25 protein-coding genes and 1 pseudogene are annotated in these 25,945 nt (G+C 71.8%); 15 read left to right on the top strand and 11 right to left on the bottom strand.

Annotation, left to right across the window (positions count from 1 at the left end; all coding sequences use genetic code 11):
- Window positions 1–12 precede the first annotated feature (12 nt).
- Window positions 13–705, top strand: a complete 693-nt coding sequence (locus tag ABD340_RS26480) for a Crp/Fnr family transcriptional regulator (RefSeq protein ID WP_344592462.1) — start codon at window positions 13–15, stop codon at window positions 703–705.
- Between the two features lie 92 nt (window positions 706–797).
- The gene (locus ABD340_RS26485; protein WP_344592464.1) at window positions 798–1,922 is read left to right on the top strand and encodes a tetratricopeptide repeat protein; all 1,125 of its coding nucleotides are present in this window, start codon (window positions 798–800) and stop codon (window positions 1,920–1,922) included.
- A 32-nt stretch (window positions 1,923–1,954) separates the two neighbouring features.
- Here ABD340_RS26485 and ABD340_RS26490 read toward each other — a convergent pair whose 3' ends face one another.
- On the bottom strand, window positions 1,955–3,565 hold the full coding sequence (locus ABD340_RS26490) for an alkaline phosphatase D family protein (RefSeq protein WP_344592465.1): 1,611 nt from the start codon (window positions 3,563–3,565) through the stop codon (window positions 1,955–1,957).
- A gap of 388 nt (window positions 3,566–3,953) precedes the next feature.
- Window positions 3,954–4,676, bottom strand: coding sequence for a tetratricopeptide repeat protein (locus ABD340_RS26495; protein WP_344592466.1), 723 nt, complete (start codon window positions 4,674–4,676; stop codon window positions 3,954–3,956).
- Between the two features lie 223 nt (window positions 4,677–4,899).
- On the opposite strand from ABD340_RS26495, the gene ABD340_RS26500 reads away from it, so the two are divergent.
- Window positions 4,900–8,262 carry a phosphodiester glycosidase family protein gene (locus ABD340_RS26500; protein ID WP_344592467.1) on the top strand — a complete coding sequence of 1,121 codons (3,363 nt, stop codon included), beginning with the start codon at window positions 4,900–4,902 and terminating at the stop codon, window positions 8,260–8,262.
- On the opposite strand, the gene ABD340_RS26505 is transcribed toward ABD340_RS26500, so the two are convergent.
- Window positions 8,249–9,202 carry an AraC family transcriptional regulator gene (locus ABD340_RS26505; RefSeq protein WP_425547458.1) on the bottom strand — a complete coding sequence of 318 codons (954 nt, stop codon included), beginning with the start codon at window positions 9,200–9,202 and terminating at the stop codon, window positions 8,249–8,251. The two genes, ABD340_RS26500 and ABD340_RS26505, sit on opposite strands and share 14 nt — an antisense overlap.
- Window positions 9,203–9,283: 81 nt before the next feature.
- Between ABD340_RS26505 and ABD340_RS26510 the strand changes: the two genes are divergently transcribed.
- Entirely contained in the window at window positions 9,284–10,132 is an 849-nt protein-coding gene (locus ABD340_RS26510; protein WP_344592469.1) for an NmrA family NAD(P)-binding protein, read from the top strand.
- Between the two features lie 6 nt (window positions 10,133–10,138).
- On the opposite strand, the gene ABD340_RS26515 is transcribed toward ABD340_RS26510, so the two are convergent.
- Complete coding sequence (locus ABD340_RS26515) at window positions 10,139–11,407, bottom strand: erythromycin esterase family protein (RefSeq protein WP_344592470.1); 1,269 nt, start codon at window positions 11,405–11,407, stop codon at window positions 10,139–10,141.
- Window positions 11,408–11,531: 124 nt separating this feature from the next.
- Here ABD340_RS26515 and ABD340_RS26520 point away from each other — a divergent pair, with 124 nt between their 5' ends.
- From ABD340_RS26520 to ABD340_RS26545, 6 genes are read left to right on the top strand one after another with little or no spacing between them, the layout of a single operon-like run.
- Entirely contained in the window at window positions 11,532–11,939 is a 408-nt protein-coding gene (locus ABD340_RS26520) for a fluoride efflux transporter FluC (protein WP_344592471.1), read from the top strand.
- Window positions 11,936–12,277 carry a DUF190 domain-containing protein gene (locus ABD340_RS26525; protein WP_344592472.1) on the top strand — a complete coding sequence of 114 codons (342 nt, stop codon included), beginning with the start codon at window positions 11,936–11,938 and terminating at the stop codon, window positions 12,275–12,277. Before ABD340_RS26520 ends, ABD340_RS26525 begins: the two co-directional genes overlap by 4 nt.
- Window positions 12,274–12,636, top strand: a complete 363-nt coding sequence (gene crcB, locus ABD340_RS26530; protein ID WP_344592473.1) for a fluoride efflux transporter CrcB — start codon at window positions 12,274–12,276, stop codon at window positions 12,634–12,636. Before ABD340_RS26525 ends, crcB begins: the two co-directional genes overlap by 4 nt.
- Window positions 12,637–12,676: 40 nt before the next feature.
- On the top strand, window positions 12,677–13,492 hold the full coding sequence (locus ABD340_RS26535) for a MerR family transcriptional regulator (protein WP_344592475.1): 816 nt from the start codon (window positions 12,677–12,679) through the stop codon (window positions 13,490–13,492).
- Between the two features lie 32 nt (window positions 13,493–13,524).
- The gene (locus tag ABD340_RS26540) at window positions 13,525–13,884 is read left to right on the top strand and encodes a VOC family protein (protein ID WP_344592477.1); all 360 of its coding nucleotides are present in this window, start codon (window positions 13,525–13,527) and stop codon (window positions 13,882–13,884) included.
- A 49-nt stretch (window positions 13,885–13,933) separates the two neighbouring features.
- Window positions 13,934–16,792 carry a hypothetical protein gene (locus ABD340_RS26545; protein WP_344592479.1) on the top strand — a complete coding sequence of 953 codons (2,859 nt, stop codon included), beginning with the start codon at window positions 13,934–13,936 and terminating at the stop codon, window positions 16,790–16,792.
- Between the two features lie 111 nt (window positions 16,793–16,903).
- Here ABD340_RS26545 and ABD340_RS26550 read toward each other — a convergent pair whose 3' ends face one another.
- Entirely contained in the window at window positions 16,904–17,215 is a 312-nt protein-coding gene (locus tag ABD340_RS26550; protein ID WP_344592480.1) for a hypothetical protein, read from the bottom strand.
- A 111-nt stretch (window positions 17,216–17,326) separates the two neighbouring features.
- Here ABD340_RS26550 and ABD340_RS26555 point away from each other — a divergent pair, with 111 nt between their 5' ends.
- A complete protein-coding gene (locus tag ABD340_RS26555) occupies window positions 17,327–17,590 on the top strand; it encodes a hypothetical protein (protein ID WP_344592481.1) in 264 nt (87 codons plus the stop codon).
- 398 nt (window positions 17,591–17,988) lie between these two features.
- Window positions 17,989–18,633: a rhomboid-like protein gene (locus ABD340_RS26560; RefSeq protein ID WP_344592482.1), complete on the top strand. Its 645-nt coding sequence runs from the start codon at window positions 17,989–17,991 to the stop codon at window positions 18,631–18,633.
- On the opposite strand, the gene ABD340_RS26565 is transcribed toward ABD340_RS26560, so the two are convergent.
- Entirely contained in the window at window positions 18,547–19,014 is a 468-nt protein-coding gene (locus ABD340_RS26565; protein WP_344592483.1) for an ATP-binding protein, read from the bottom strand. The two genes, ABD340_RS26560 and ABD340_RS26565, sit on opposite strands and share 87 nt — an antisense overlap.
- Before the next feature lie 247 nt (window positions 19,015–19,261).
- On the opposite strand from ABD340_RS26565, the gene ABD340_RS26570 reads away from it, so the two are divergent.
- Both ABD340_RS26570 and ABD340_RS26575 read left to right on the top strand, forming a co-directional pair.
- Complete coding sequence (locus tag ABD340_RS26570; RefSeq protein WP_344592484.1) at window positions 19,262–19,705, top strand: Scr1 family TA system antitoxin-like transcriptional regulator; 444 nt, start codon at window positions 19,262–19,264, stop codon at window positions 19,703–19,705.
- 133 nt (window positions 19,706–19,838) lie between these two features.
- Window positions 19,839–20,267, top strand: coding sequence for a hypothetical protein (locus ABD340_RS26575; RefSeq protein ID WP_344592486.1), 429 nt, complete (start codon window positions 19,839–19,841; stop codon window positions 20,265–20,267).
- 109 nt (window positions 20,268–20,376) lie between these two features.
- Here the strand turns inward: ABD340_RS26575 and ABD340_RS26580 are convergent, their stop codons facing one another.
- Window positions 20,377–21,120, bottom strand: a complete 744-nt coding sequence (locus ABD340_RS26580) for an rRNA methyltransferase (protein ID WP_344592487.1) — start codon at window positions 21,118–21,120, stop codon at window positions 20,377–20,379.
- A gap of 165 nt (window positions 21,121–21,285) precedes the next feature.
- A pseudogene (locus tag ABD340_RS26585) lies at window positions 21,286–22,173 on the bottom strand (sigma-70 family RNA polymerase sigma factor).
- Between the two features lie 368 nt (window positions 22,174–22,541).
- Between ABD340_RS26585 and ABD340_RS26590 the strand changes: the two are divergent.
- Window positions 22,542–23,042: a carboxymuconolactone decarboxylase family protein gene (locus tag ABD340_RS26590; RefSeq protein WP_344592489.1), complete on the top strand. Its 501-nt coding sequence runs from the start codon at window positions 22,542–22,544 to the stop codon at window positions 23,040–23,042.
- A 168-nt stretch (window positions 23,043–23,210) separates the two neighbouring features.
- Here the strand turns inward: ABD340_RS26590 and ABD340_RS26595 are convergent, their stop codons facing one another.
- From ABD340_RS26595 to ABD340_RS26605, 3 genes are all read right to left on the bottom strand, one after another.
- Window positions 23,211–23,825: an LppU/SCO3897 family protein gene (locus ABD340_RS26595; RefSeq protein ID WP_344592490.1), complete on the bottom strand. Its 615-nt coding sequence runs from the start codon at window positions 23,823–23,825 to the stop codon at window positions 23,211–23,213.
- A gap of 289 nt (window positions 23,826–24,114) precedes the next feature.
- Complete coding sequence (locus tag ABD340_RS26600; protein ID WP_344592492.1) at window positions 24,115–25,671, bottom strand: carboxylesterase/lipase family protein; 1,557 nt, start codon at window positions 25,669–25,671, stop codon at window positions 24,115–24,117.
- Complete coding sequence (locus ABD340_RS26605) at window positions 25,668–25,889, bottom strand: hypothetical protein (protein WP_344592493.1); 222 nt, start codon at window positions 25,887–25,889, stop codon at window positions 25,668–25,670. Before ABD340_RS26605 ends, ABD340_RS26600 begins: the two co-directional genes overlap by 4 nt.
- Between the last annotated feature and the right edge of the window lie 56 nt (window positions 25,890–25,945).

Raw genomic sequence — 25,945 nt, forward strand, 5'->3', positions numbered from 1 at the left:
GAGAGCACTCCCATGCCGACCTGGAACTCCCTGTCCTTCATGGGCCGGCTGTCCGCGCCCGCCCAGCAGGCGCTGCTCCGGCTGGGCGCGTCCAAGACGCTCCAGAGGAACGACATCCTGGTCCGGCAAGGCGAGGCCGACACGACCGTGTACCTGATGCTGAGCGGCCGGATGAACATCACCGTCACGGTCGAGAACGGCTCGCAGTCGCTGCTGGGCATCCGGCACGCGGGGGACCTGGTCGGCGAGATGGCGATGCTCGGCCAGGAGCGGGTGCGGTCCGCCACGGTGACGGCCCGGGAGCGCAGCACGGTGCTGGTGCTGCGTCCGGATCCGTTCCGCAAGTACCTGGCCGCCTACCCCGAGGCGCCGCTGGCGATGGGCGGGCTCATCAGCCACCGGCTCGACCAGGCCAACACCTACCGGGCCGACGCCGCCGGGTACGACGTCGAGGTGCGGCTCGCGCGGGCGCTGCTCTACCAGGCGCGGCGGCTGGCGCGCCGCGAGCACGGCACGCTGATGGTCGAGCTGCTCCAGTCGGAGCTGGCGATGCTGATCGGCGCCAAGGAGACCACGGTGCAGAAGGCGATGAGCCGCCCGGCGCTGGGCCCGCTGGTCATGTGCCAGCGCGGCAAGGTGTTCCTGCTCGACGTGCCGGCCCTGGCCCGGGTCGCCGAGATCGAGGTCCCCGGCGAGCTCAGGTGACCCGGCGATTCCGCCGCTTTCCGCATTCGTCGGGGTAGCCGGACCCGCCCTGCCGGGAGACTACGGGCGGGGCGTCCCCACGAGGAGGACATATGACACGGTCGCGCCGTGCGCTGTGCGGGGCAGCGGACATCAAGGGGTGGAGCCGGCGGCTGGTGCCCGAGCAGATCCGGGCGCAGCAGGCGCTGGTCGACGCGATGCTGGCGGCCTGCCGGGCGGCGGGCCTGCCCGAGGAGATCGTGCAGAGCAGCGGCGACGGGGTACTGATCATGCCGCCCAGCGACATCGACGAGACCGCGGTCATCCCCGATCTGGTGCGCGGGCTGCGCGCCGCGCTGCACCAGGAGAACCGGCTGCTGGCCGACGGCGCCCGGATCCGGCTGCGGTTCGCGCTGACCAGCGGGATGGTGAGCCCGGGCCCGGCCGGGTTCAACGGCGCGGCGGTGGTGGAGTGCTTCCGGCTGCTGGACAGCCCGCCCGCCAAGGCCGCGCTCGAGGACCACCCGCACGCCGAACTGGCGGTGATCGTGTCCGACCACCTCTACCAGGACGTCATCCGCAACGGCTTCCGCGACCTGCGTCCGGAGGACTTCTGGCCGGTGCGGAGCACGCTCCCGGACAAGGGGTTCGCGGCCAACGCCTGGCTGTACGTCTCGGACCGCACGGGCGGCCCGGCGTCCCCGCCGTCCGACACCGCCGCCCAAGCGCCCGCCGCCAAGCCGGACGGCGAGGTCGAGCGGGCCCGCACGCTGATCGGCACGGGCCGGGCGAGCGCCGCGCTCAAGCTGCTCGACGCCGTTCCCGGCGACGAACCGCCGGCCCGGCTGGCCATCCTGGACGCCCGCGCGGACGCCAACCTCGCTCTCGACCGGTACGAGGACGCCAAACGGGACCTGGAGGAGATGCTCAGGCTCCAGCCCGACCCCGCGTCGCCTCCGGGCCCGTCCGCGCTGCTGCGGCTCGGCCGCTGCCATGCCCGGCTCGGCGCCGAGCAGCCGGCCCGGCACACCTGGACGTTCCTGCTGGAGCACCAGCCGCGCGCCATCGAGGCGTACCTGGAACTGGGCCGCCTGGAGCGCCGGGCCGGCCGCGCCGCCACGGCGCAGAACTACCTGGTCGAGGGCCTTCGGCTCGTCCGGTCGGCCGCGGGGGCGCCGGCCGGGCTCGTCGACGGCCTCCTCCAGGAGCTGTCGGAACTGCCCGCCTCCGACCGTTAGCGGTCGGAGGCGGGCGGGGCGGTCAGCGCCGCTCAGGCTTTCTGCACGCCGGGACGGCGGTCCTCGACGACGAAGGAGGCGCGGGTGGAGACGGGGGCGCCCGGCCTGGTGACGTACGGAAGCACCCGGAAGTCGCCCCGCCAGCGCTCGCGGTCGACATTGACGCGCAGGTAGCCGCGCTGGGCGTTGTAGAACTTCATGTGCGGGTTGGCGGACAGGAACGTCCGGCCCAGGTCGTCGACGTCGGCGCCGTCACCGCCGCTGGTGATGGACGTCCCGACGAACTCCGACGCGACGGTGGGCGAGCCGGGGTCGTCGAAGTCGCGCTTGAGGTCGACGGCGTAGTTCTGGTGGCGGTCGCCGCTGATGACGACGAGGTTGCGGACGCCGTTCTCGTGCGCGGCGGTCAGCACCTTGTTGCGGTCGGCGGCGTAGCCGTCCCAGGGGTCGACCCAAAGGTCCTTGCCCGCTCCCGGGTCCCAGTCGGTCTCGGTCATCGGGACCTGGTTGCCGAGGATCTGCCAATGAGCGGAGGACTTGGCGAAGCCGTCCAGGAGCCAGCGGCGCTGCTGGTCGCCCAGGATGGTGCGGGACGCGTCGACCCGCTCGTCGCAGTCGCGGGTGCGGCCGGTGCCGTTGCCGTACGAGCACGCCTGGAGGTCGCGGTGGCCACGCGTGTCGATCATCGTGAACTCGGCGAGCCGGCCGAAGGCGATGCGCCGGTGCAGCCGGATGTCGGGCCCGGACGGCAGCTGCGCGCGGCGGAGCGGCATGTTCTCGTAGAACGCCTGGAACGCCGCGGCCTTGCGGCGCGCGAACTCGGCCGGGTCGGGGTTGGGGTTGCGCCCCATGATGACGGTGTCGTCGGCCCAGTCGTTCACCACCTCGTGGTCGTCCAGGGTGTGGATCCACGGGAAGAGCGCGTGCGCCTTCCGCAGCGGCGCCTCGGACTTGTAGAGCGCGTACTGGAGCCGGTACCGGGCCAGGTCGAAGGTCTCGGTGCCGAACTGCGGCGGCACCGTCACCCCGCGCCGGTTGTTGTTGGTGACCTCGTACTCGTACAGGTAGTCGCCGAGGTGGACGATGAGGTCGAGGTCCTCGCCGGCCATGTGGTCGTAGGCGGTGTAGTAGCCGTCCTGCCATGCCTGGCAGGACGCGACCGCGAACGTCAGCCCGCGCGGCAGCGAACCGGCGGCGGGCATGGTGCGGGTGCGGCCGGCGGGCGAGATCTCCCCGGCGGCGCGGAAGCGGTAGAAGTACTCGCGGCCAGGCGCGAGCCCGGCGACCTCGGGGTGGACGGAGTGGCCCAGCTCGGGCGCGGCCACGGCGGAGCCGCGCCGCACGACCTGCTTGAAGCGCTCGTCGTGGGCGACCTCGTACTCAACGCGGATCCGCCGGTCGGGCATCCCGCCCTTGCCGTCGGCCGCGAACGGCTCGGGCGCCAGCCGCGTCCACAGCACGAACCCGTCGGGGGACGGGTCGCCGGACGCGACACCGAGCGTGAACAGCCCGGACTTGCGGAGCGTGAAGGCATGCGCGGCGGCGCCGCCGAGGGCACCGGTCCCGAGCAGGACGGCGGCCGTACCGGCCCCGCCCCATCCCAGAACCCGGCGCCGCGACACCGAATCGACATGCGAGGACATCAGACCTCCTGCTGAGTGGGGGATCTCAAAGTGAGCGGGAAGTCTCAGGACGTGCCGGGGAGGCGCGGGAGCGCTGCCCCGCGCCAATGTGGCCGGGGTCGAGGAACTCCTCCGGCACATGCCGCTTCGGGCCGGGGAACGCGCGGTGAACAGCGTCATTCCGACGGGATCTGGACCAGATCACCGCCCGCCGGTGCTCTCAGTCAGTGGACCAGACGCCATACCCGGGGCGCGGGACCCACAGCGGACGGAGGCCCCTTGCAGCTAGGGCCTGTCTAGACGTGGCCGCAGGTGACGCGCGAGCGCGCTACCTGGCCGGTGGGGCGACGCCGGAGGCGAGCCTCACCGGCCAGATCGCGAAGCGATGCCGCGCTCGCACCAAGCACGGTCAGGGCGCGAGCCGCCAGGCGAGCGCCCTGGGCCGGGATTGAATAAACACAGCGTCGTGCCGCGGGGCGGTGTCGAGGTCGTCTGGGCAGGCGGCCATGATCTGGGCGAGTGCGGCGCGGTCGGCCGCGACCTTCGGATGGTCAGGGCCGAGGGCCCGTGCGCGGACCTTGACCGCGCGGCGCACATGTTCCGCCGCCGCGACTAGGTCACCGCTCGCCTGGGCGAGGCCGCCTAGGTTGCGGTGCAGGCCGGCCAAGTCCTGATGATCTGGGCCGGCCACCGACTCCAGGACGGTGAGCGCCCGCCGGTAGGCGGCCTCGGCGGCCGCGTAGTCGCCCGCGTGCCTGCTGGCGATGCCGAGCCCGTTCAGCGCCTTGGCCAGTTCCAGGCTCGCGGGGCCCCACTCGGCCTCGGCGAGCGTGATCGTCCAAATGAACACCTCTTCGGCCTCGGCGTAGCGCCCCTGGGCGCGGTACACCTCGCCGAGCGCGGTCTGCGCGCGGAGCAGCAGGGCCCGGTCACCGGTGGACTGGAGCAGGGCGCCGAGCACCTTCTCGGCCGTGGCCAGGTCCATCCGTTCCAGGAGCAGGCGGCCGTGGACGAACATCAGCTCGGCGACCTCGCCGGGCAGGGCCTCGGTGTAGGCCCGGCGGACGAGGGCGAGCGCGCCGTCGAGATCACCGGCCTCGCGGCGATCGAACACCTCGTGCAGCAGTCTCATGCGGATGCCTCCATCGGAAGCGGCCATCGTTCACTCCGGGACTCTGGATCCGATCCGAAGCCGCAGGTCAAGGTTCGTTTTCCGGTGGCAAAGGACTGACAAGTCAGCGGTCCTCGCCAGGGACGGCAGGTTGATCATTTGTGCTGGGTTCGCCCGCCGGCCATCCGGCCGACCCGCGAATCCGCTTGGCTGGGCGCGCTCTGAGCGTTCGAGGAGGCGGCTCGTGTCCCTACTTCCACGCCGTTGGCGTGTCGTCGTGTTCGGGCTGGTCTCGGCCCTGGTCACCGGTACGGGCGGCCAGGCGCTCGCGGCACCGCCCGATCCGGCCTCGCCCGTCGCGCGCGAGGCCGACCGGCTCCTGCTGCCCCGGCCGAGCGCCGCCGGGGCGGCGCTGGAGACCGAGCGCACGACCCGCCCGGTCGCGCCCGGCACCGCGCTGACCTCGTTCGACCGGCTGGACGCCAAGGGCTGGCTGCGCGCCGACCAGCTCAGCGTCGACCTCGGCGGCGTCCGGGCGGGCTACCTGTCGCCGGGGGCGGTCTCCTCGGTCGAGCCGCTGTCGAAGCAGGCCGACCGGGCCGGCGCGGTCGCGGGCGTCAACGGCGACTTCTTCGACATCAACGGCACCGGCGCCGCCAACGGGCCCGCCGTGGACGGCGGCAGGCTGGTCAAGTCCGCCCGTCCCGACTGGTCCACCGCGACGGCCGGGGTCGGTGCCGGCGGCCTCGGCCAGATCGCCGACGTGCTGCTGGACGGCGAGCTGACGCTGCCGGACGGCCGCAAGGTCCCGCTCGACCAGTTCAACGCGCACACGGTGAAGAAGGACGGCATCGGCGCGTTCACCTCGCTGTGGGGGACGGCGACGCGCGGCCGCTCCCTCGCGGACGGCGCGCAGCGCGTCGCCGAGGCCCTCGTGGTGGACGGCAAGGTCGTCTCCGTCGGCGGCGCCCCCGGCGCGGGCGCGATCCCGGCGAACGGGTTCGTGCTGCTCGGCCGGGAGAGCGGCGGCGACCTGCTGCGCACGCTGAAGCCCGGCGACGCGGTGGCGATGGCCTACCGGGCGCGGTCCTCGGCGAAGGACCCGGCCTTCGCCGTCGGGGGCAACCAGGTCCTGCTCAAGGACGGGCGGATGCCGCCGCTCACCGACCCGGCCGCGCATCCCCGCACCGCGGCGGGCTTCACCGCCGACGGCCGGCGGATGATCCTTTTGACGGTGGACGGCCGCCAGGTCGACAGCCGCGGCGTGACCCTCGCCGAGATGGCCGCACTGATGAAGGAGGCCGGGGCGCACGACGCGGTCAACCTGGACGGCGGCGGCTCGTCCACGCTGCTGGCGCGCGAGCCCGGGCAGGCGCGCGGGCAGGTGGAGAACCAGCCCTCGGACGGCGCGGAGCGTCCCACGCCCAACGGCATCGGGCTGTTCGCCAAGGGCAGCGGCAGGCTCAAGGGGTTCTGGGTCGAGCCGGTCGCCGACCCGGCGCAGGCGCCCGGTGTCGGCCCGACCCGCGGCGGACGTCCCGACCGCGTGTTCCCGGGCCTGACCCGCCGGCTCGTCGCCCGCGGGCACGACGAGGCCCAGGGCCCGGCCAAGGGCGACCCGCGCTGGATCGTCACCGGGCCGCAGGGCACGGTGGACCGCGACGGCGCCTTCCGCGCGCGCGAGTCCGGCGGCGTCACGGTCGCGGCCGCCGACGGCGGGGCCCGCGGCCAGGTCCGCCTGACGGTGCTGGGCCCGCTGGCCCGGATCGGCGCGACCGTCGACCGGGTGACGATCCCCGGGCAGGACGGCACCGGCACCTTCGGCGTCGTCGGGTTCGACGGGGACGGCTACACCGCGCCGATCGAGCCGGCCGACACCAGGTTCACCTACGACACCTCGTTGCTGGAGGTCAAGCCGGGCGAGGGCGGGACGTTCACCGCGACGCCGCGCAAGGCGTCCGGCTCGACGCTGGTGACGATCGAGGTCAAGGGCCGCAAGACGGTGCTGCCGGTCAGCGTCGGCCTGGACACCAAGACCATCGCGTCCTTCGACGACGGCGCGCGGTGGCGGTTCGGCTCGGCGCGCGGCTCCGGCGAGGTGGAGCCGGTCGCCGAAGGCCGCACGGGCCCCGGGCTGCGGCTGTCGTACGACTTCACGCAGTCGACCGCGACCCGTACCGCGTACGCCTACCCGCCCGAGCCCATCAAGATCGACGGTCAGCCGCAGGCGCTCGGGGCCTGGGTGTACGGGCACGGCAAGGGCGAGTGGACGGCGTTCACCGTCACCGACGCCAACGGCCAGTCGTACTCGCTGTACGGCCCCTACATCCAGTGGAGCGGCTGGCGGTACATCGAGATGGCGGTGCCGGCCTCGGTCGCGTACCCGATCCAGGTGAGCCGCTTCTACACGATCGAGACGGGCGCGAGCCGCCAGTACACCGGCGAGGTCCTGATCGACGACATCGTCGCGAAGGTGCCGCCGTCGGTGGAGGCGCCGCCCGCGGCCCGGCCCGCACCCGACAAGCTGGTGATCCGGGACGGCACCGCGGACGGCTCCAGGTGGCGCTTCGCGGTGATGTCGGACGCGCAGTTCGTCGCCGCCGACCCCGACAGCGTCCAGGTCCGCCAAGCCCGGCGCACGCTGCGCGAGGCGCTCGCCGCCAAGCCCGACTTCCTGGTCATCAACGGCGACTTCGTCGACACCGGCGGCGAGGCCGACTTCGCGCTCGCCAAGAGGATCCTGGACGAGGAGCTGGGCGGGCGGCTGCCGTACTACTACGTCCCCGGCAACCACGAGATCTACGGTCCCGGCACCATCGACAACTTCCGGAAGGTCTTCGGCGAGCCGTCCCGGACGTTCGACCACAAGGGCACCCGGTTCGTGCTGATGGACTCGTCCACCGGCACGTACCGGACCAGCTCGTTCGACCAGCTCCGAACGCTGCGCGGCGCGCTGGACGGGGCTCGCCGCGACCCGTCGGTCGGCTCGGTCATGGTGTTCGGCCACCATCCGGCCCGCGACCCTCTGCCGGTGAAGAACAGCCAGCTCGCCGACCGCAAGGAGGCCGGGCTGCTGGAGCGCTGGCTGGCGGAGTTCCGCGCCGGCACCGGCAAGGGCGCGGCCGTCGTGAACGCCCATGTCGGCGTCTTCAATGCCTCCCGGGTGGACGGCGTGCCCGCGTTCATCAACGGCAACTCGGGCAAGAACCCGTCGGCCACGCCCGCCGAGGGCGGTTTCACCGGCTGGACGCTGTTCGGCGTGAACCCGCCGACGCGGGCGCGTCCCGAGTGGCTGCAGGCCGAGGTCCGCCCGCACGTCGACGAGCTGACGCTCAAGGCGCCGCAGGACGTCCCGTCCGGGGAGACCGCCGACGTGCGGGCGACGCTCCGGCAGCACGACCGGGACATGCCCCTGGCCTACCCGATGAGCGCCGACTGGAGCGGCTCACCGAACCTCCACATCGGAGCCCCGGCGACGGCCCGTCCACAGCACGTCGCCGCGTTCGACCCGGCGACCGGCAAGCTGAAGGCGCTGCGTCCCGGCACGGTGCTGCTCGCGGTCAAGGTCAACGGCGTCACCCGCCAGGCCACCGTCACCATCGGCTAGCCGACGCGCGATGCGCGCTGGGCGTCGAGCCGTTCAGGCGCTTGAACGCGACGCTCAGCGCGAACGCGTTGGCGTAGCCGACCCTGCGCGCGATCGAGGCGACGGTCACGTCGGTCTCGCGCAGCAGGTCTGCGGCCAGGGCGATGCGCCAGCCGGTGAGGTAGGCCATCGGGGCCTCCCCGACCTGGGCGGTGAAGCGGCGGGCGAGCGTGGCGCGGGAGACGCCGACCTTGGCCGCCAGTCCCGCCACCGTCCAGGGGTGGGACGGGTCGGCGTGCAGCAGCCGCAGGGCCGGGCCCGCCACCGGGTCGCGCATCGCCCCGTACCACGCCGGCGCGTGCGCGCCGGCGCCGTCGAACCAGGCGCGCAGCACCGACACCAGCAGCACGTCGAGGTACCGGTCGAGCACCACCCGCTGCCCGGGCCGTTCCGCGGTGACCTCGGCGGCGATCAGGTCGAGCAGGGGCGGCAGGGCACCGGGGTCCGGGATCACCAGCAGCTCCGGCAGTGCGCTCAGCAGCCGCTCGCTCGTCCCGCCGGACGCCTCGCTCTCGTACGCGCCGGCCAGCAGGAGGGCGGGAGCGCCCGGGTCGCGGACGGCGCAAGTCCGCACGTCCCGGACGATCTCCTCGCCCGCCTCCGTCCCGTCGGCCCGCGCGCAGTAGTCGGCGTCGGTCACGGCGTAACCGGGACGGGTGGCCGGATCGTCGGCGACGGTGAACGGCGCCGGCCCGCGCGCGACCGCGACGTCCCCCGGGCGCAGGCGCACCGGTTCCCCGGCGCCCGCCGGGACGATCCACGCCTCCCCGCGCAGCATCGTGACCAGGGTCAGCGGCGCGCCGTGCGCGAACCGCAGCCCCCACGGCGGGCTCATGACCGCCTGCCGGAACAGCGCCCCGCGGGCCCGCACGCCGTCGAGAAGATCGGCCAGCACGTCCACGGCCACAGGTTAGACGATCGGACATCGGATTGAGCCGGACGGCCATGGAGCGTCTCACCCGGGGCGGCTTCACTGAGGATCATGACTGAGAAACCGATTCTGATCCTCGGCGGCACGGGCAAGACCGGCCGCCGGGTGGCGTCCCTGCTGCGCGCCCAGGGAACGCCGGTGCGCGCCGCGTCGCGGTCCGGGGAGCACCCTTTCGACTGGACCGACCGCGCCACCTGGGCCCCGGCCCTGGAGGGCGTGCGGGCCGTGTTCGTCGTGCCGCTCGACGGCGAGACCCTCACCGGGCCGCTCGTCGAACGCGCCGTGCGCCTCGGCGCGGAACGCGTCGTCCTCCTGTCGGGCCGCGGCGTGGACGTGCCCGGTTACGGCGCCGAGGACAGCCCGCTCGCCGCGACCCACATCGAGGGCGAGCGCGCGGTCCGGGACCTCGACGGCACCACCTGGACGATCGTGCGGCCGGGCTGGTTCGCGCAGAACTTCAGCGAGGGCTTCTTCCAGGACGCGGTGCGCGCCGGCGAGATCAGGATCCCGGCGGGGGACGGCGCCGCGTCGTTCGTCGACGCCGAGGACATCGCGGCCGTGGCCGCCGCCGCGCTCACCGAGGACGGCCACGCGGGGCGGATCTACGAGCTGTCCGGCCCACGCGCCCTCACGATGGCCGAGGCCACCGCCGAGATCTCCGAGGCCACCGGGCGGCCGGTCCGCTACGTTCCGCTGACGCCGGAGGAGTTCGTCGCCGAGCTGGTCAAGGAGGGGTGGGCGGAACCCGACGCGCAAGACTTCGCCGACGCGGTCGCCCCCATCAGGAACGGCCTGGACGCCCACATCTCCGACGGCGTCCGGCAGGCCCTCGGCCGCGAGCCCCGCGGCTTCGCCGCGTTCGCGAAGGCGGCGGCCGCCGCCGGTGCCTGGGACGGCTGAGCCCGTTCAGACGCCCGACGGGAGGGTTTCCAGCTCGTCGTGGCTGACGGCCTCGCGGTGCAGGGGCTCCAGCTCCGAGGTCCGGCGGAACCAGCACAGCGCGTCGTAGCGGTCGCCGAGCCTGCCGGGGACGTAGTTGCGGTGGTCCCGGGTCGGGTCGTAGACGACGCCGATGGCGCGGTGGCCGCGGGACGCGGTCAGCCAGGAGGCGTCCGGCCGGTCGGCGAAGATGAACAGGCCGTGGTCCAGGCCCGATTCGGCCAGTAGCGCCTCGACCGAGCCGGTCCGCGGCCGCGGCACGTTCATGACCTCCAGCGGGGCGCCCCAGCGGGCGGCGGCGACCACCTCGCCGCCGCCCCCGGCGAACCCGACGGCGACGACCTGGTCGCGGCCGTACCGTTCGCGGGCCAACTGCCCCAGGTTCACCATCCCGGTCTCCGCCATGGACGTGGCGCGGGCGTCGCCGATGTGGGAGTTGTGCGCCCAGATCACGGCGCGCGCGCCGCGGCCGTGGTGGTCCAGGAGGCGGTCGATGGTGTCGGCCATGTGGGTGTCGCGGATGTTCCACGATCGCGGGCCGCCGTCGAGCAGGGTCCGGTAGTACTCCTCGGCCTTCGCGGCGACCTCGGCGTTCTGGCGGGCGTTGAGATCACCGGTGGGGTCGGCGGTGACCGGGCGGCGCAGCCGGGTGAGGAGGGCCAGGAGCTCTTCCGCGCAGTCGCCGGGGCTCAGCTTCCACGCGTACGCCTTCGGGTCCTCCCCGAACGGCTCGAAGCAGCGGTAGGCCGCCATCGCCCTGTCGACGTATTCGGGCTTGTGCTGGGCCAGGTGGGTGATGATGGCGCGCAGCGACTCCCAGAGGCTGTAGACGTCCAGGCCGTAGAAGCCCACCGGCGGCCGGCCGGGCTCGTTGCGGTCGCGCAGCCAGCGGCAGAAGTTCACGGTCTCCTGGTTGGCCCACATCCAGGTGGGCCAGCGGCGGTACGCGTCCAGGACGGTCTTGGGGTCTTCCGGGGCCCCGGGGGCGCGGGTGACGCTGGCGTTGACCTCCCAGCAGTCGGGCCAGTCGCCCTCCACGGCCACGAAGGAGAAGCCGCGTTCGCTGATCAGCCTCCTGGTCACGGCGGCCCGCCAGGCGTAGTACTCGTGCGTGCCGTGGGTGGCCTCGCCCAGGAGGACGCAGCGGGCGTCGCCGATGCGGTCCATGAGGGGGTCGAGGTCGGAATCGTATTCGAGCGGGAGGGCGGATTCCCTGACGTCGTCGGCTTCGCTCACCGCTCCCCCTCAAAATCGTGACTGCCCGGACATGGTGTCCTTTTCAGGCGCCCTTCCCCTCCTGGGGTCTTCGATTCGCCCGCGTGCGATCCTTTGCCGGGATGAAACGGGGTAGGAGGACGGCGTGGAGGAGCGGCCGCTCTGGGCGACCCTGGGGGTGATCTCGGCGGGCGGGATCCTGGGGTCCCTGGCCCGGTACGGGATCTCGACGGCGTTCGGGCCCGCCCCCGCGGGGTTCGCGTGGGCGACGTTCCTGATCAACGTGTCCGGCTGCCTGCTCATCGGCGCGCTGATGGCGGCGATCACCGAGGTCTGGCAGGCGCATCCGCTGACCCGCCCGTTCCTGGGCATCGGGGTGCTCGGCGGCTACACCACGTTCTCCACCTACGCGGTGGACGCGCAGCGGGCGTTCCAAGACGGCCAGGCGCGGACGGCGCTGCTCTATCTGGGCCTGACGCCCGCGTGCGCGCTGATCGCCGTCTTCGCCGGGACCCGGGCGACCCGCCGGCTGACCGGGAGGGCGCGATCATGAGGTCGGCGGGCCCCGCGCTACGGCTGACGATCTTCGTCGGGGAGGGCGACCGGTGGCGGCACCGCCCGCTCTACCACGAGATCGTGGCCCGCGCCCGCGCCGCCGGGCTGGCGGGCGCCAGCGTGCTGCGCGGCATCGAGGGGTTCGGCGCCTCCAGCCGCGTCCACACCGCCCGGATCCTGTCGCTGTCGGAGGACCTGCCGATCGCGATCGTCATCGTGGACGCCGAGGACCGGATCCGCGCCTTCCTGCCGCAGCTGGACGAGCTGGTCCGGGACGGCCTGGTCGTCCTCGATCCGGTCGAGGTCGTCCGGTACACCGGCCGGGACGAGCGGTGACGCCGCTGCTGGTCGCGGTCGGCGCCGCGCTGGGCGCCCCGCTGCGCTACCTGGTGGACCGCGCCGTCCAGGCCCGCCACGACACGGTCTTCCCCTGGGGCACGTTGATCGTCAACATCGCCGGCTGCGCCCTGCTCGGCTTCCTGGCCGCGCTGCCCGCCGGGAAGGGGGCGATGGCCCTGGCCGGGACGGGCTTCTGCGGCGCGCTGACCACCTACTCCACGTTCGGGTACGAGACGCTGCGGCTGGCCGAGGAGGGGGCGCGCATGTTCGCGCTGTTCAACGCCGCCGCCTCGATCGCCGCGGGCCTGGCCGCCGCGTACTGCGGCCTGGCCCTGGCGGAGGCGCTCACCGCCTGAGGTTGACTCTCCCCCAGAGGGAGAGAGGAGGGTCCTTGCCGTGAGCGATCCCTACCTGGCGATCGGTGCGTTCTCGCGCGCCAGCATGCTGTCGATCAAGATGCTGCGGGCCTACCACGAGGCCGGCATCCTGGTGCCGGCCAGCGTCGACCCGCGTACGGGGTACCGCGCCTACCACCCGGCGCAGCTCACCGACGCGGCCGTGATCCGGCGGCTGCGCTCGCTCGACCTGCCGCTGGAGCGGGTACGGGAGGTGCTGGCGGCCCGCGATCCCGAGGTGACCCGGGAGGTGCTGGCCGAGCACGCCCGGGTGATGCGCAAGCGCCTGGAGGAGACGGCCCGCATCGTGGCCGAGCTCCAGGAGGGGGTGGAGCGGCCGTCCGAGCACACGCCCGTGCATCTGCGGGACGTCCCGGCGGGGCACACCCTCGCGATCCGGGGCGAGGTGCGCCATGACGACTTCTCCGCGTTCCTCGGACCGGCCTACGCCGAGCTGGGGCAGCTCGCCAAGCGGCTGGGCCTGGAGCCGTCCGGGCCCAGCGGGGCGCTCTATCCGCCCGAGTTCCCCGACGATCCGGTCGAGGTCGAGGCGTACCTGCCGCTGGCCGGGCCGGTGTCGCTGCCGGGCGAGCGCGGCCGGGTGCTGCTCGGCGAGATCCCGGCCGCCCGGGTCGCCGTCGCGGTGCACGCGGGACCGTACGAGTCGATCGACGGCGCCTACCGCCGGCTGGGGGCGTGGGTGGCCGAGAACGCCGAGCCCGGGCCCGGCCCGGTGCGCGAGGTGTACCTCGTGAGCTGGGACGAGACGCCCGACCCGGACGGCTTCCGCACCGAGATCCAGTGGCCGGTCGCCTGACCCTTGAAAGAATCGAGAAAGGACCCTCGGAAATGTCCGTGCGCATCGTCAACGTGACCTTCGACTGCGAGGACGTGGCCGCCGCCGCCCGTTTCTGGTCGGCGGCGCTGGGCCGCCCGCTCGACCCCGAACCGACCGACTTCTTCGCCTCGATCGGCCTCACCGAGAAGGACCGGCCCGCCGGGACGCCGGGCCTGTTCTTCATCCTCGTCCCGGAGAAGAAGACGGTGAAGAACCGGACGCACCTCGACCTGCACTCGGGCGGCGACCGCGAGACCGAGATCGCCCGCCTGATCGGCCTGGGCGCCAAGCGGATCGCGGACCGCGACGAGTTCGGTCATTCCTGGACGGTCATGAACGACCCGGAAGGCAACGAGTTCTGCATCTCCTGATCTGGAAATCCCTTTGGCCGGACTTGCCGGTCGATGAACAATGGGCCGGATGAGACTTCGGCTCGCGAACGGCGTGGTGGCCGCGCCCGGGACGGCCGCGTGGATCCCCGTCCCGCGGCACGGAGCGGTCCGGCTGGAGGACGAGGACGAGGCGGCGCCCGGCGCGGCCATCGCGCTGGGCCCGGCGGAGGCGGACGGCGAGGACGTCCGGAAGGCGGTCGCGGAGCTGGAACGCCTGGTCCGGGACGGCGGGAGCGTGGCCGCCGGCGCGGGCGTCGACCTCGGCGGCGGGTTCCGGTCGGCACGCCTGGACGGTGCGCGCGGCGACCAGCGTGACGCCGTCCTGGCGGCACTGAAGGTGCTGGGCGTGGCGGGTTCCGGGCGGCTAGGCGACCGGGCCGGGTTCCTGGTGGCGCTGTTCGGGCCCGCCGTCACCAAGCGCGTAGGCGCGGCGGCCGCGCGGGCAATCGAGGAGGGCCGCTGGTCGGCGCTCCACCTGGCCGCGGCGGCCAGCGACGTGCTCGGCCCCGAGCAGCTCGAACGGGTGCTGGCGCTGGAGGCGCCCGGCGGCGCCGACCTGATCGCGGGCGGGCGACCGTCGGTGCTGGCCGCCGATCTGCGGCGGGTGCTGGAGCCCGTCCCGGGGCCGCGCCGCCTGGAGCTGCTGCTCGACCTGTGGGACCGGGTGTCCGCGCATCACGCCCGGCTGGCCCGGCGCGCCCGGCTGCTGTCCACGCAGGGCCGCCAGGACCGCCTGGACGACCTGCGCAAGCGCCGCGCCCACTTCGAGGACGAGGTGCTCCTGAAAACGTTGCGCCGAGCGCTGGGCAAACATGAGCCCTCCCTCGCCGAGGCCGCGCGGTGGCAGCCGGAAGGGCACTACTGGTTCGGCGTGCTGCTGCGGGTCCTGGAGGACGCGCTGTCCGCGACCGCTCTCCTGCGCACCGCGGTCGCCGTGGCCGACCACGGCACCCGCGAGGGGCTGGCGCGTTCGGAGCCGATCCTGCGCGCGACGGCGAATATGGTCGCCCGGTCGGACCGCGAGTGGCCGGGGTGGAAGGAGCCGAAGTCGCCCGGACTGCCCGCTCGGCCCGGCGCCTACGTGTGCCAGATCGTGCAGAAGCTGGACGCGCCGCGGAAGCCGGAGGACGAAGACAAGTTCGCGGCCTATTTCCGGCAGCGCCTGGCACGCGCCCGCGATTACGGCCGGCTGAGCGTCGAGACGATCGGGGCCGTGCTGCGCGGCGACCTGAACGTCCCCGAGGGGCAGCTGCACAGCTGGGCCGATGAACCCCTGGGGGAGTGGCGCGAGCAGGTCGACCGCTCCCCCGCGCGGCCGCTCGCCGACTGGAACGAAGTCCCCGGCTATGGGCAGGCCATATTGGGCCGGAGGGAACTGCCGGCGACCCGGCTCGCCGACCCGGAGAAGGGCGGCGAGGAGGAGGTGGGCGACCTGCTGTGGTTCGCCGACCTCGCGGACGCGCTGGCGGCGCTGTACGGGCATGACGCCGCCAAGGTCCGCCCCGAGCTGGAGGCGCCGTGGCTGGATACGGACCCGGTCCCGGACGAGGCCGATCCGCTCGCCCCCAGGTACGACTCGGTCGCACGGGCCGTGTCCGGCGCCGCGCAACTCGCGGCGCTCGGCGGCGGCAACGCACCGCGCCGCGGGGCACGGACCTGGGAGGCATTCGCCGCGGACCTGCTGGCCGACGCGGAGATCAGCGAGGCGCTCGGCGGGGAGTTCGCGGTGCCCCCGGCGCTGACGGCCCTGGACGGAACGGTCGTCCCGGGCACCGGCGGCGCCCGGATCCGGCTGGCCCGCAGCGCCCGAATGCTGGCCGAGTGGTCGAACTACATGGGCAACTGCATCGCCGGCCCGGCATACGTCCACGACGCGCTGGCGGGCCGGTGCGGCCTGGTGGCCCTGCACGGCGAGGACGGCCGGATCCTGGTCAATATGGAGCTGTCGCCGCTCTGGATGCGGGCTCGCGGCTGGCACATCACGGAGATCGCGGCGCGGTTCAACGAGGATCCCGATCCCGATCTGGAACGGGTGCTGCGCGGCTGGGTGGCCAAGATCCCGGCCAGCGTCCCCGACCCGCCCCTCCCGGAGGAGGCCGAGCCCGTCCGCCCGGTGCGCCGGAGCCCGCGGCCCCGGCTGCTCCAGGACGCCGGGCCCGCGCTGGCAGGGCCCGCCGAACGGGCCTGGACCGACGAGTTCACCTCCCGGGCCGCCCGCGTCCTGGCCGCGCTCTCGAACGACGACGCGCCGTTCGCGACGCTGACCCGGCTGCGGCGCCTGGGCTCCGGACCGCTCGCCAACACCTGCCGGAACGCGCTCGCGAGCGGCGCCGATCTCGCCGACCTGTGGGAGTTGACCGGGATCCGTCCGATGGACACGGCGCTGCGGGCGCTCGATCCCGCACTCCGTGACCGCTTCGGGCAACTGGAGCTGCTCACCGGCCCCGGCCCGCTGCCCGCGTCACTGCGCAAGCTCGCCCGCGATCCGCGGGTCGCGCCCGCCTACTCGATGGGCCTGGTCGGGCTGCGGATGCGGGCGGCGATCGGGCGCCTCGTCCTGGACGGCGACCCGGCCGTGCTGCGCTCGGCGACCCGCCGCACCACCGTGCCGATGCTCTGCGCGCTCACCGTCCACGTCACCTGCGGCGCGCCCGCGATCGACCTCGCCCCCGTCACGCCGCCGAAGACCACCACCGTCCCCGGGTTCCCACCGTCCACCCTCGACGACGAGGACGGCCCCTGGCAGCAGGCCCTGCCCGACGCGCGCGAACTGGGCGCCGACACCGGGGTGTTCTGGGATCGCGTCGCCGAGCACGGCCTGCGCGTGCCGGCGACGTGGCTGAACGCGGGCGGCTGGCAGTCCCTGTGGTCCCGCGCCCACGCGTAGTCCCCGTGTGACAGCCGCGGATCCGCGGCGAGCGTCCCGGTCACGACCCGTCGTACTGGAAGCGAGAACTGCACAGCTCCCTTCCAATGCTGCTGCGCACCCTGCGCTGAGTCACCAAACCACGACTCCGCCCCCAACGCTCTCCGCCCGCCGGGCCGCGTCGATGATGTTGCCGAGCCGACGGGAGATGAACTCCCCGTCCCATTTCGTGGCGGCCGCAACAGTTCCGATGTTGTCGCGCACCAACGCGCATTCGGCGAGGAAATCACCAACGTCTCCCGGCATGACGTACAGGTCCTCACCGTCCAGGACCGGCAGGAACCGCGCCCCGAGCGAACGGACGGCCTCCGAACCCCACAGACTGGCCCGCGTGCGCTCGAACCCGGCGAGATCCGAACCGGGCTCCGCGTCGAGCAGCGACATCTCCCCTCTTCCGTCCAACACGAACACATCCACGCTCAAGCTCATAACGAAATCGAACCGACCAAGCCCACCGGACGCAAGCCCTGGACGGCCGGGAAAGCCTCGTCGATCATGTCCACCATGGCGGCTACGCGCGGCGAGCGCGCAGTGCAGATCGTGGCGTGGACAGTGTTCGCGGTCTTCGTGACCCCTCTCGCTTTTCTCATGGCCGAGGCGGCGTACCAACGCCTCACGGGCAGCGGCAAGATCGCGCAGCGGTTCGCCTCGGGGACCGCGACCGTCACGATGGAAACCTTCAAGAGCAACGCCATCCCTGATGACCGCGTGACCGCCGCATCATCTGCCGCGCGTCCCAGGACGCCCAGTTCGCCGTAGGCCGGGACGCCTACTGGGACGGCCCCCTCTTCTTCAGCCTCGCCATCGCCGGACTCATAGCCGCCTTCGTCGCCTGGGAGACCCTGCGCAGGAAGCTGAATCCGGCGTATGCCGCGGCTCAGGACGAGAAGGAGGCCGCCAGGAGAGCCGAGGCCGAACGGCTTCGAACAGGCCTGCGAGACTCAGTCTCCGCAAGGCCATGCCACTGCTGGAACCACCGCTCGGCACCTTCCACAAGAGCGCGCCCCCACCCTGCCCAACCTGTTTAGAACCCATCACGTCCGTAGTAATGACGCCCGGCTTCCTGGGCGTGACTCCCTGCCTCCACGCGTTCCGCGTGAGGAAGCTGACCGCCGAGATGGTGCGCTCCGTCACGCCCGACAACTAAGGTAAAGCGGATGCGATATCTGCGCCGTTGCCAGGGCACCGCCTCTTATCTGGTCCTCCTGCTGGCGACGCACATCATCGTCTTCCGCGTCCTTTCCTCGGACGAGCGGCAGCGCGTCCTAGAAGCCATCAGCACGAACCTGGCCGCCATGAACTGGACGGCACCGTTCCGCCTCATGGCCAGCGCCCTGGTCGTCGACACGTCCGGCACCGTACTGGACCAGATCCTCATCGTGGGACTGGGCATAGCCGTCTGCCTGACCTGGCTGGAATACCGTCTGGGCATGATCCGCGCCTTCGGCATTTTCGCGACGGTCCACGTCCTCGCCACACTTCTCGTTCTGGCCGTCGTCGCTTTTGCCGTCCACACGGGCCGTTACCCAGACGAGGTCCGGCACGACCTCGACTACGGCGTCAGCTTCGGCTCCATCGGCGCCATCGGCGCGGTGACCTGGCTGCTCCCCAAATGGGCGCGCCTCCCCTGGGCCGTGGTCGCGGTCCTTTATCCCTTGACCGCCGCCACCTGGTACGGCTGGCTGCCCGACTATTCGACGGCCGGCCACGTCCTGTCAGGAGCGATCGGCGTGGCCCTGTCCGGCCTCGTCGTACGCGAAGCACGCGCGCACCGTACGGCCCCGGAAGTCCCCCGTCCATGACCACCGAGTGACCAGCGCGTCCACGGTCAGCAGGCCCCGCCCGCACTCCGGCAGCACGTCGAGCTCCTCGACATCAACAGGACCGCGAACGCAAGGCTCCCCGGGACCTCCCTCGTCGGAGACCCAGGTTGTCACCTCGACCGCGTCCCACCGCACCCCCACCGCGAAGCATCCGCCGTCCTGCCCCGACCGCGTGTGCCGGAGGGCGTTGACGACCAGCTCGTCCAGGACGAGGAGGACGTCGTCCAGGGCCGGAAAGCCGTCCAGCAGATGCGCGGCGAAGGCCCGGACGACCCGCACCTCAGCGGGCTCGCCCCGGAACTCGCGCCGCCAGTACAGCGGCGCCTCGGAATCGGCGGAAACGGGCACGGCAAGCAGCATTGATCACCTCACGGGCTGAAGCGGGGACGTTCCGCCTTCATCGTCACCAGAACGACCGGGGCCGTCCCGGAAGAGCGCCACTTTCCCCTCCCTCCCCGCGAAGTAGCACGCCCACAATCTGAACGTTAACCGCGCGAACGTTCCGATGCATCCGCCCTTTCGAACACGCTAGCAATCGCCAACACGTTCGGTTTCGACGTGATAACACAGAGTAGGTAGCCCGTCCTCCACCCCCAGGGAGGCCCAGATGACCAGCCCCTTCGTGCGCCGGCGCCGCCTCGCCACCGAACTCCGCACCCTCCGCGAGGAGCGTGGCCTGACCGCCGAGGCCCTGTCCCGCCTGCTCCACCGATCCCGCATGAAGATCTCCAGAATGGAGAACGCCCGCGGCCGTCCCGACGTCGCCGTGGTCATCAAGATCCTCGACGTCCTGGACGTGCCCGACGACAGGCGACAGAAGATCATTACCATCGCCGCAGAGGCCGCCGAACGAGGCTGGTGGGACACCTTCGGCGACACCATGGGTGCCCGTCAGCGCATGTACGCCGACATAGAATCCGGCGCCGCCACCATCCGCGGCTACGACCTGATGTCCATTCCCGGCCTCCTCCAGTCGCCTGAGTTCAACCAGGCGCTCATCGAGCTGGACAAGACCGAGATGCCTGAACTCGACTACGGCGGTCGGCGGTAGGGGCTGTCAGCATCGGCTCGGCCGCGTTGCCCTTACTTCCCGGCGTGAGATCGGCCTGACACGTCCCAACCCGGGGCGCGTCAGGGACGTCCCAGATCCCGACGGCAGATCATGCGGAGGGAGCGGAAGGGCGATGGCAGAGCCGACAACGCGTACCCGGGCCAGGGCGTTCGCCAAGTCATGGAAGAAGCCGTACCTGGTGACGCTCCTACTAAGCCTGATGGGGCCGGCGGGTGTGGTGGTCTATGCCGTGCTTACGGATGCCGCCTGGCGCAAAATGATGGCCGCCTGCAAGGAAGACCCGGTGACGCCTTACATCAAGGGTCACCCCTTCGCGCTGCCGGTCGGGGCGATGGTGCTCTCTGTCCTGGGAATGGCACTGCTCATCGTCGTTCTCACCGTCGGTGGCCGTAAGCCCATCTGGGCGATGGTCGTCGCAGCCATCGCCATCGCCATCGCTTCGCTGTCTGTCATGTTCCTCGGACTGATCAGCGACCATTACCACGAATACCCGGGCAACGGCCCGTCCAACGCCAGTGGGAGTCCCTGCCCCCACGAGTGAAGGCCCGCCCCTCCGCGGAAGGGTCCATGCTTTCCCGTGGCCTTGCTGGTGGATGCGTGGTGTCGTACGTTTCCCGTACCTGGCTCTGCTTTTCCGGCACGCGGTCCGGTCAGTGGGCTGGGGTGGGCCGGGCGCGGAACAGGGCGACGGCTCTGGTGCCGATCCGGAACGAGGCGTCGGCACGGGGACCGTCGTCCAGCCGCAGCCTGCGGCCGCGGACCGCGACAGCGATCACGGCGTCCTCCGGCAGCACCGCCCCCAAGGCCCGCAGCATGCCCGCGGTCCCGGACGCGCCGCCGGGGCCGCGCCAGTCGGTCTGCTCCCCGTAGGGGACGTCGGTGATCACCAGGCCGGGACGGCGACCGTCCAGCGCCTGGCGAAGCTGGTCGGGGTCGAACACATCGGCTCGGCGCAGGGCATGCGGCACAGCGCCCTGCCCCGCCGGCAGCCCGCCCGCGAGCCGTCGGGCCGCCTGGGCCGCGGCGGCGTAGAAGGGTTTGTCCCAGCGTTCGGCCCGCGCGTCCAGATCGGCGGCCCGGGCCGTCAGCCCGGCCTCGTCCAGCAGGCCCAGGTTCTGTTCGGCCAGACGCAGCGCCGCGGGGTCGATGTCGGTGCCCAGCACGGCGGTGATCTGGCGGCGGTGCAGCAATCCCAGCACGGTCAGCAGGTAGCCGCTGCCGCAGCACGGATCCCACACCATGGCCGCACGCTCCCGGCGCAGCGCCAGGGCACGCTGGAACATCTCGCTGGCCAGCCGCACCGGGAAGGCGGGAAAGCCGGGCGCTGAATGCAGCACCCCACCGCTGGCCAGGTGCTCATAGTTCTCTCGAACGACCGCGTAACGGTAGGCCACGGGGAAACCTTAAGGCCGGCGGCCGCCGCAACCCGCGACAGGTCATCGTCCGGCAGCGCCACTACCGCCACCGGCTCGGGAACCTCCGGCTCCTTGCCGCTCAGCTCCGCGCCCAGCCCGATCAGTGCGCCCCGCGCTCCGTCGAGAGGTAGCGGATGAGCCGACTTAGCGCTCTAGGCCGGGGAGGTCGAGGTGGGCCAGTCGCTCGGGGTCGGACAGCATGTCGATCGTGGCGATTCTCTGCTTGTGACCGTGAAGCCGATGCTCGAGACGAGCGCGCCGTCGATGGTGTTGACCAGCCCGGCCGTCCCGTTGATCAGAACGGGCCGGATGGTGCAGACGGAGGCCAGGCCCTGGAAGCCGGCAGCCTGGCCGGCCACTGCTTCGGCGCCGATCAGGATCCTCAGGCCGCCGCCGGGGAGCGGTGTTCCGCTGTCGGCGCGCAGTACGACATCGGGGTCGAGGACGGCCAGCAGAGCGTCGAAGTCGCCGCTGCGGGCGGCGGCAAGGAAGGCGTCAACCACGCGGCGCTGAGCAACCGGATCCGGGTCCGGGTCGGGAACCGCGCCTCGCACCCGCCGGCGGGCACGGCCGGCCAGTTTCCTGGCCGCGACCGGTGTGCGGTCGATGATCGGGGCGATCTGCTCGAACTGCACGTCGAACACGTCGTGCAGGACGAAGGCCAGTCGTTCGGCCGGGCTCAGCGACTCCAGCACCACCAGCAGCGCCAGGCCCACCGAGTCGGCGATCAGCGCCTGTCGTTCAGGATTGCCGGTCTCCTCGCTGACCACCGGGTCCGGCAGACGTGACTCCAGCGGGTCCTCGCGGCGCAGCCGGCGTGTGCGCAACATGTCCACGCAGATCCGGCCGACCACCGTGGTCAGCCAACCGCCGAGGTTGTCGATGTCGCCGCGCTCTGAGCGCGCCAGCCGCAACCACGCCTCCTGGACGGCGTCGTCGGACTCGGCCAGGGAACCGAGCATCGAGTACGCCACCGCCCTCAGATGCGCGGTGCCCTTCGAAGCGCTCGGCCAGAAAGTCACGCTCGTCCAAGGTCACTCCTCAACATGGGTGCTTTACACCGATGACGACCAGACTCTTCGAAATGTGACCGACGATCCGGTCCCACTCAGCGCGCCCGGTACGTCATGACTCCGAACACATCGTCAACGTGCTGATCGGAGCAGCACACGATGAGCAAGATCGCCCTATCCGCAACGTGGCCGATGGCCACGAGACGGTGCGCGAGGAGTTCGCCGCCGTGATCGCCGGGGAGGGCGGGTCCGGCGCGGGCGGCGCGCACAACGCCTGCTGGTGAGCGGATCAACGCGGCCCTGTCATCGCGCGGAAATCAATCGTCCACCAGTGCCAATCCGTGCCGGCAGTGACGCAACGCTGGGATCCAGAAAGGAAGACCCACCATGACCACTTCCACGACCAACGCGCAGTCGAAGCTCCCATTCCGGCTGCCTGACATCGGCGATTTCATTCCCGAGGTGACCGAGATCGGCACCGCCCTGTTCAAGGCCACTGGGAACCGGTCGATCCCGCGGACCACCATCAGCCTGGTGCATCTGCGCGCCGGACAAATCGCCTACAGCACCTACCAGACCATCCGGCACACCGACGCCCTCCGCAAGGCCGGGGAAACGGAGGAGCGGATCACCGCCGTGGCGACCTGGCGGGACGCGCCCTCCTACTTCACCGACGCCGAGCGGGCCGCGCTGGCACTGGTGGAGGCCGTCTTCACCCCCAACCCGGACGGTGAGCGCGTCCCTGAGGACCTCATCGCCCAGGTGTCCGAACACTACGACGACAAGGCGCTCGCCACGCTCACCATGGTGATCGCCCAGTTCGGCTTCTTCCTCCCCATTGCCCTCATCACCAAGCCGCTCGTCGGCGTGTCACCAGCGGAACAGTAGAGAGTAAGGACCAAGGCTCCTGGGGTGAGGCGCTGAACCGCGCCTCACCCTGGACTCCAGCCGGCCGGACGGTAGAACGGTGCGGTGGATCCGACAACTCCGACCGGTCGGCACGATCGGCGTACGCGAAAGAAGACCATCTGCGCGGAGGCCCGGGTGCTATCTCGGCTACTTCTTGCCCAGGCACAGGAGGACTTCGACGTTCATCTTGGAGACGGAGTTGAACTTGCCCTCTGACTCCCAGTTCCAGTTGTAGGCGCTGACCGCGCCGGGCACGCCGGCGCAGGCGCGCCTTGCGTCAGTGTTCAGCACGTTGGTCCGTCGCTTGAGGACCTTGTACCGCGCTTGCGGGGAGGAGCAATCGAGCCGCTCGGCCTGGGAGTCGGAAGCGCTCAGGCAGTCGCCTTCCTTGGCAACGTTGACCGCCTTGGCCGGATCGACGTCCTTTTCACCCATGCACACCGTGTTGTTCTCGTTGTTCACCTGCCGGGACGCGCCGGCGACTTCACGGCAGCCCTGGGACGACGGCAGAAGCTTGAGCGCCTTGTAGGCGGCCCCACTATCGCTGCATGACACGATGCGGTACGGCGACTCCTGGTCACCTGCGGCCTGGCGAAGGCAGTCACCGACCGCCACCTTGTCGATGTGGTCCTTGTTCGAAGACCAGTACCAGTAGCCGCCACCACCCGCCACCACGGCCGCGACCAGCAGGAGCGCCAGGCAGCCCCACACGCTGCCGCCTGATTGGGATGGGGGTTGTGCCGCGGGCTGGGGTCCGGACATGGCGCGCTCTCCCGAGGGCTCGGCCCGCTGGCGCGGGAATCTTCTCTTGGGACCAGCCGCCCGCCGCAAGGAGCATCGCTCTCCCCACGCTCAAGATCAGCGACGTGACCGGCACGGTAGCGCGCCGCAAAAAGCAATTGCGGCCCGTCCCCTCGATCGACCGCTATCGGCCACGGCATCACCAACCGCACGAACCTGGAGTACATGGCCCCGGCATGCGCTGGTCGACGACGCACACCGGATATGGATAATGCCGGCCGAGCAAGCGGGCGCTGCTGACGGACTGCTGTCAAAACCAGAGGCCGCAGTGGTGGGTGGTCTTTACGTTGATCGGTCGTACAGCCTCTGGAGCGAGCTTGAGCGCTGTGTTCGCCGTATCGAGACGGGGCCAGGTCATGCTGTGCCCGCCGTTGGGGTCGCCGGTTCTGATGAATCGGGTCCAGTAGCCGACGAGCTGGTCGGCCAGGCGTTGCTGGTGGGCGGTGAGCCGGGGGGCGTCCGGGAAGTCGAACAGGTAGGACGTCTCAGCTCCGTGCGCGGTGGCGGGCCGGACGTGGGCGGGCAGGGGCTGTCCGCTGGGGGTAGGCGCGGACGGGTCGGCGAAGACGTAGGTGTAGGTCCGCGCCTTCCTCGCGTGCTGACGGCCGGACTTCCAGGAGGGACAGATCCAGCCGCTGTCGCTGAACACCCGGCTGGCTGCCGCGGAGGGAGAGCGGAACCGTCGCGCCGGGTACTGCCGTTCGACGCGCGGCGCGGCCGCCCCGAAGGCGGTCTTCAGCATGGCCGCATACTGACGGGCGGTGATGCCCTCTGGGTGGACGGCCAACGTGAACTCCACGTGCTCGTCGTGGGTGTTGCCTTGCACAAGCGGCACGGCCGCCTGCTTACCAGTGGCGAACACCTTGGCCGGCTCCTGCGGAACGAGGCCGGTGCCGTAGGCGAGCAGCGGGAACCGGGCGGTGTGTGGCAGCAGCTCACCGGCGGTCTTGCGGCGCAGGCAGGCCACGTCGGCGCAGGACAGCTGCTCGGCCAGAGCCTGACCGGTGTCCCGGATGGTGCTGATCGGGTGCCAGGACGAGATCGCGCCGACGCCCGTGCCCATCGCTCCGGCCGGGTGGCTGGTCAGGCACGAGCCGCTTTGGACGATCGCCTGCTGGAAGAGGCCGCGGGCGGCCGGTGAGGTCATGAGGGTGCAGGTGCTCATGGCGCCGGCCGAGGCTCCGGCCAGGGTGACCTGGCCGGGATCGCCACCGAACGCGGCGATGTTGGCGCGCACCCAGCGCAGCGCCGCCACCTGGTCCCGCAGGCCGAAGTTGCTGCTGTCACCGAGTTCGGGATGGGCGAAGAAGCCGAACACGCCGAGCCGGTAGTTGAGCGTCACCACCACGACGTCTCCGGCCTTGGCCAGTCGGGCCGGGTCATAGATCGAGCCGGCGCCGGTGAGGAAACCACCGCCGGGTACCCAGACCATGACCGGCCGTCCCCTGCCGGGCCTGGCCGGCGTGGTCACTTCCAGGGTCAGGCAGTCTTCGCTTTTCGGCGTGCCCTTCGGCATGTCGGGCGCCTCCGGCTGCATGCACGCCGGACCCGCCTTCGTCGCGTCACGGGTCCCCGTCCAGGAACTCACGGGCTGCGGCGGCTGCCAGCGCCACTCACCAACGGGCGGGGCAGCGTACGGGATGCCACGAAACCGGCGTACCCCCTCCTGAACAGTCCCTCGCACCTTGCCCGAAGCCGTCGCGATGACGGGGCCGGAGTCTTCGCCAGAGACCGGCGCCCCACCCACTATCAGCGCCGTTACGCACGCTGGCACGGCAATGATCGTCGCCCTTTTACGGCCGATCATTCGCCACGCCCGCTTCGCTCGGCCTTCTTGCTGCCCCAGCCGGCCAGGAGCGCGCCGACGATGATCATCAGGGCGTAGCCCGACAGCCGCATCGGGAAGCCGCCGGGAGTCCAGCTCAGGAGCCCGGCGTTGTCGTGATCGGCCAGCAGTCGGATGCCGCCCTGTGCTCCCAGCACGAAAAGGAGCATGCCGCCGACCAGACCTGTAACGCGTTTCATGAGTCGCTCCCAGCCTCGAGGGGTGTGATCACGGATGTGCACGTCGTTATGGTGCA

Origin of the sequence: Actinomadura vinacea (assembly GCF_039532545.1) — a bacterium.
GTDB classification, from domain to species: Bacteria; Actinomycetota; Actinomycetes; order Streptosporangiales; family Streptosporangiaceae; genus Spirillospora; species Spirillospora vinacea.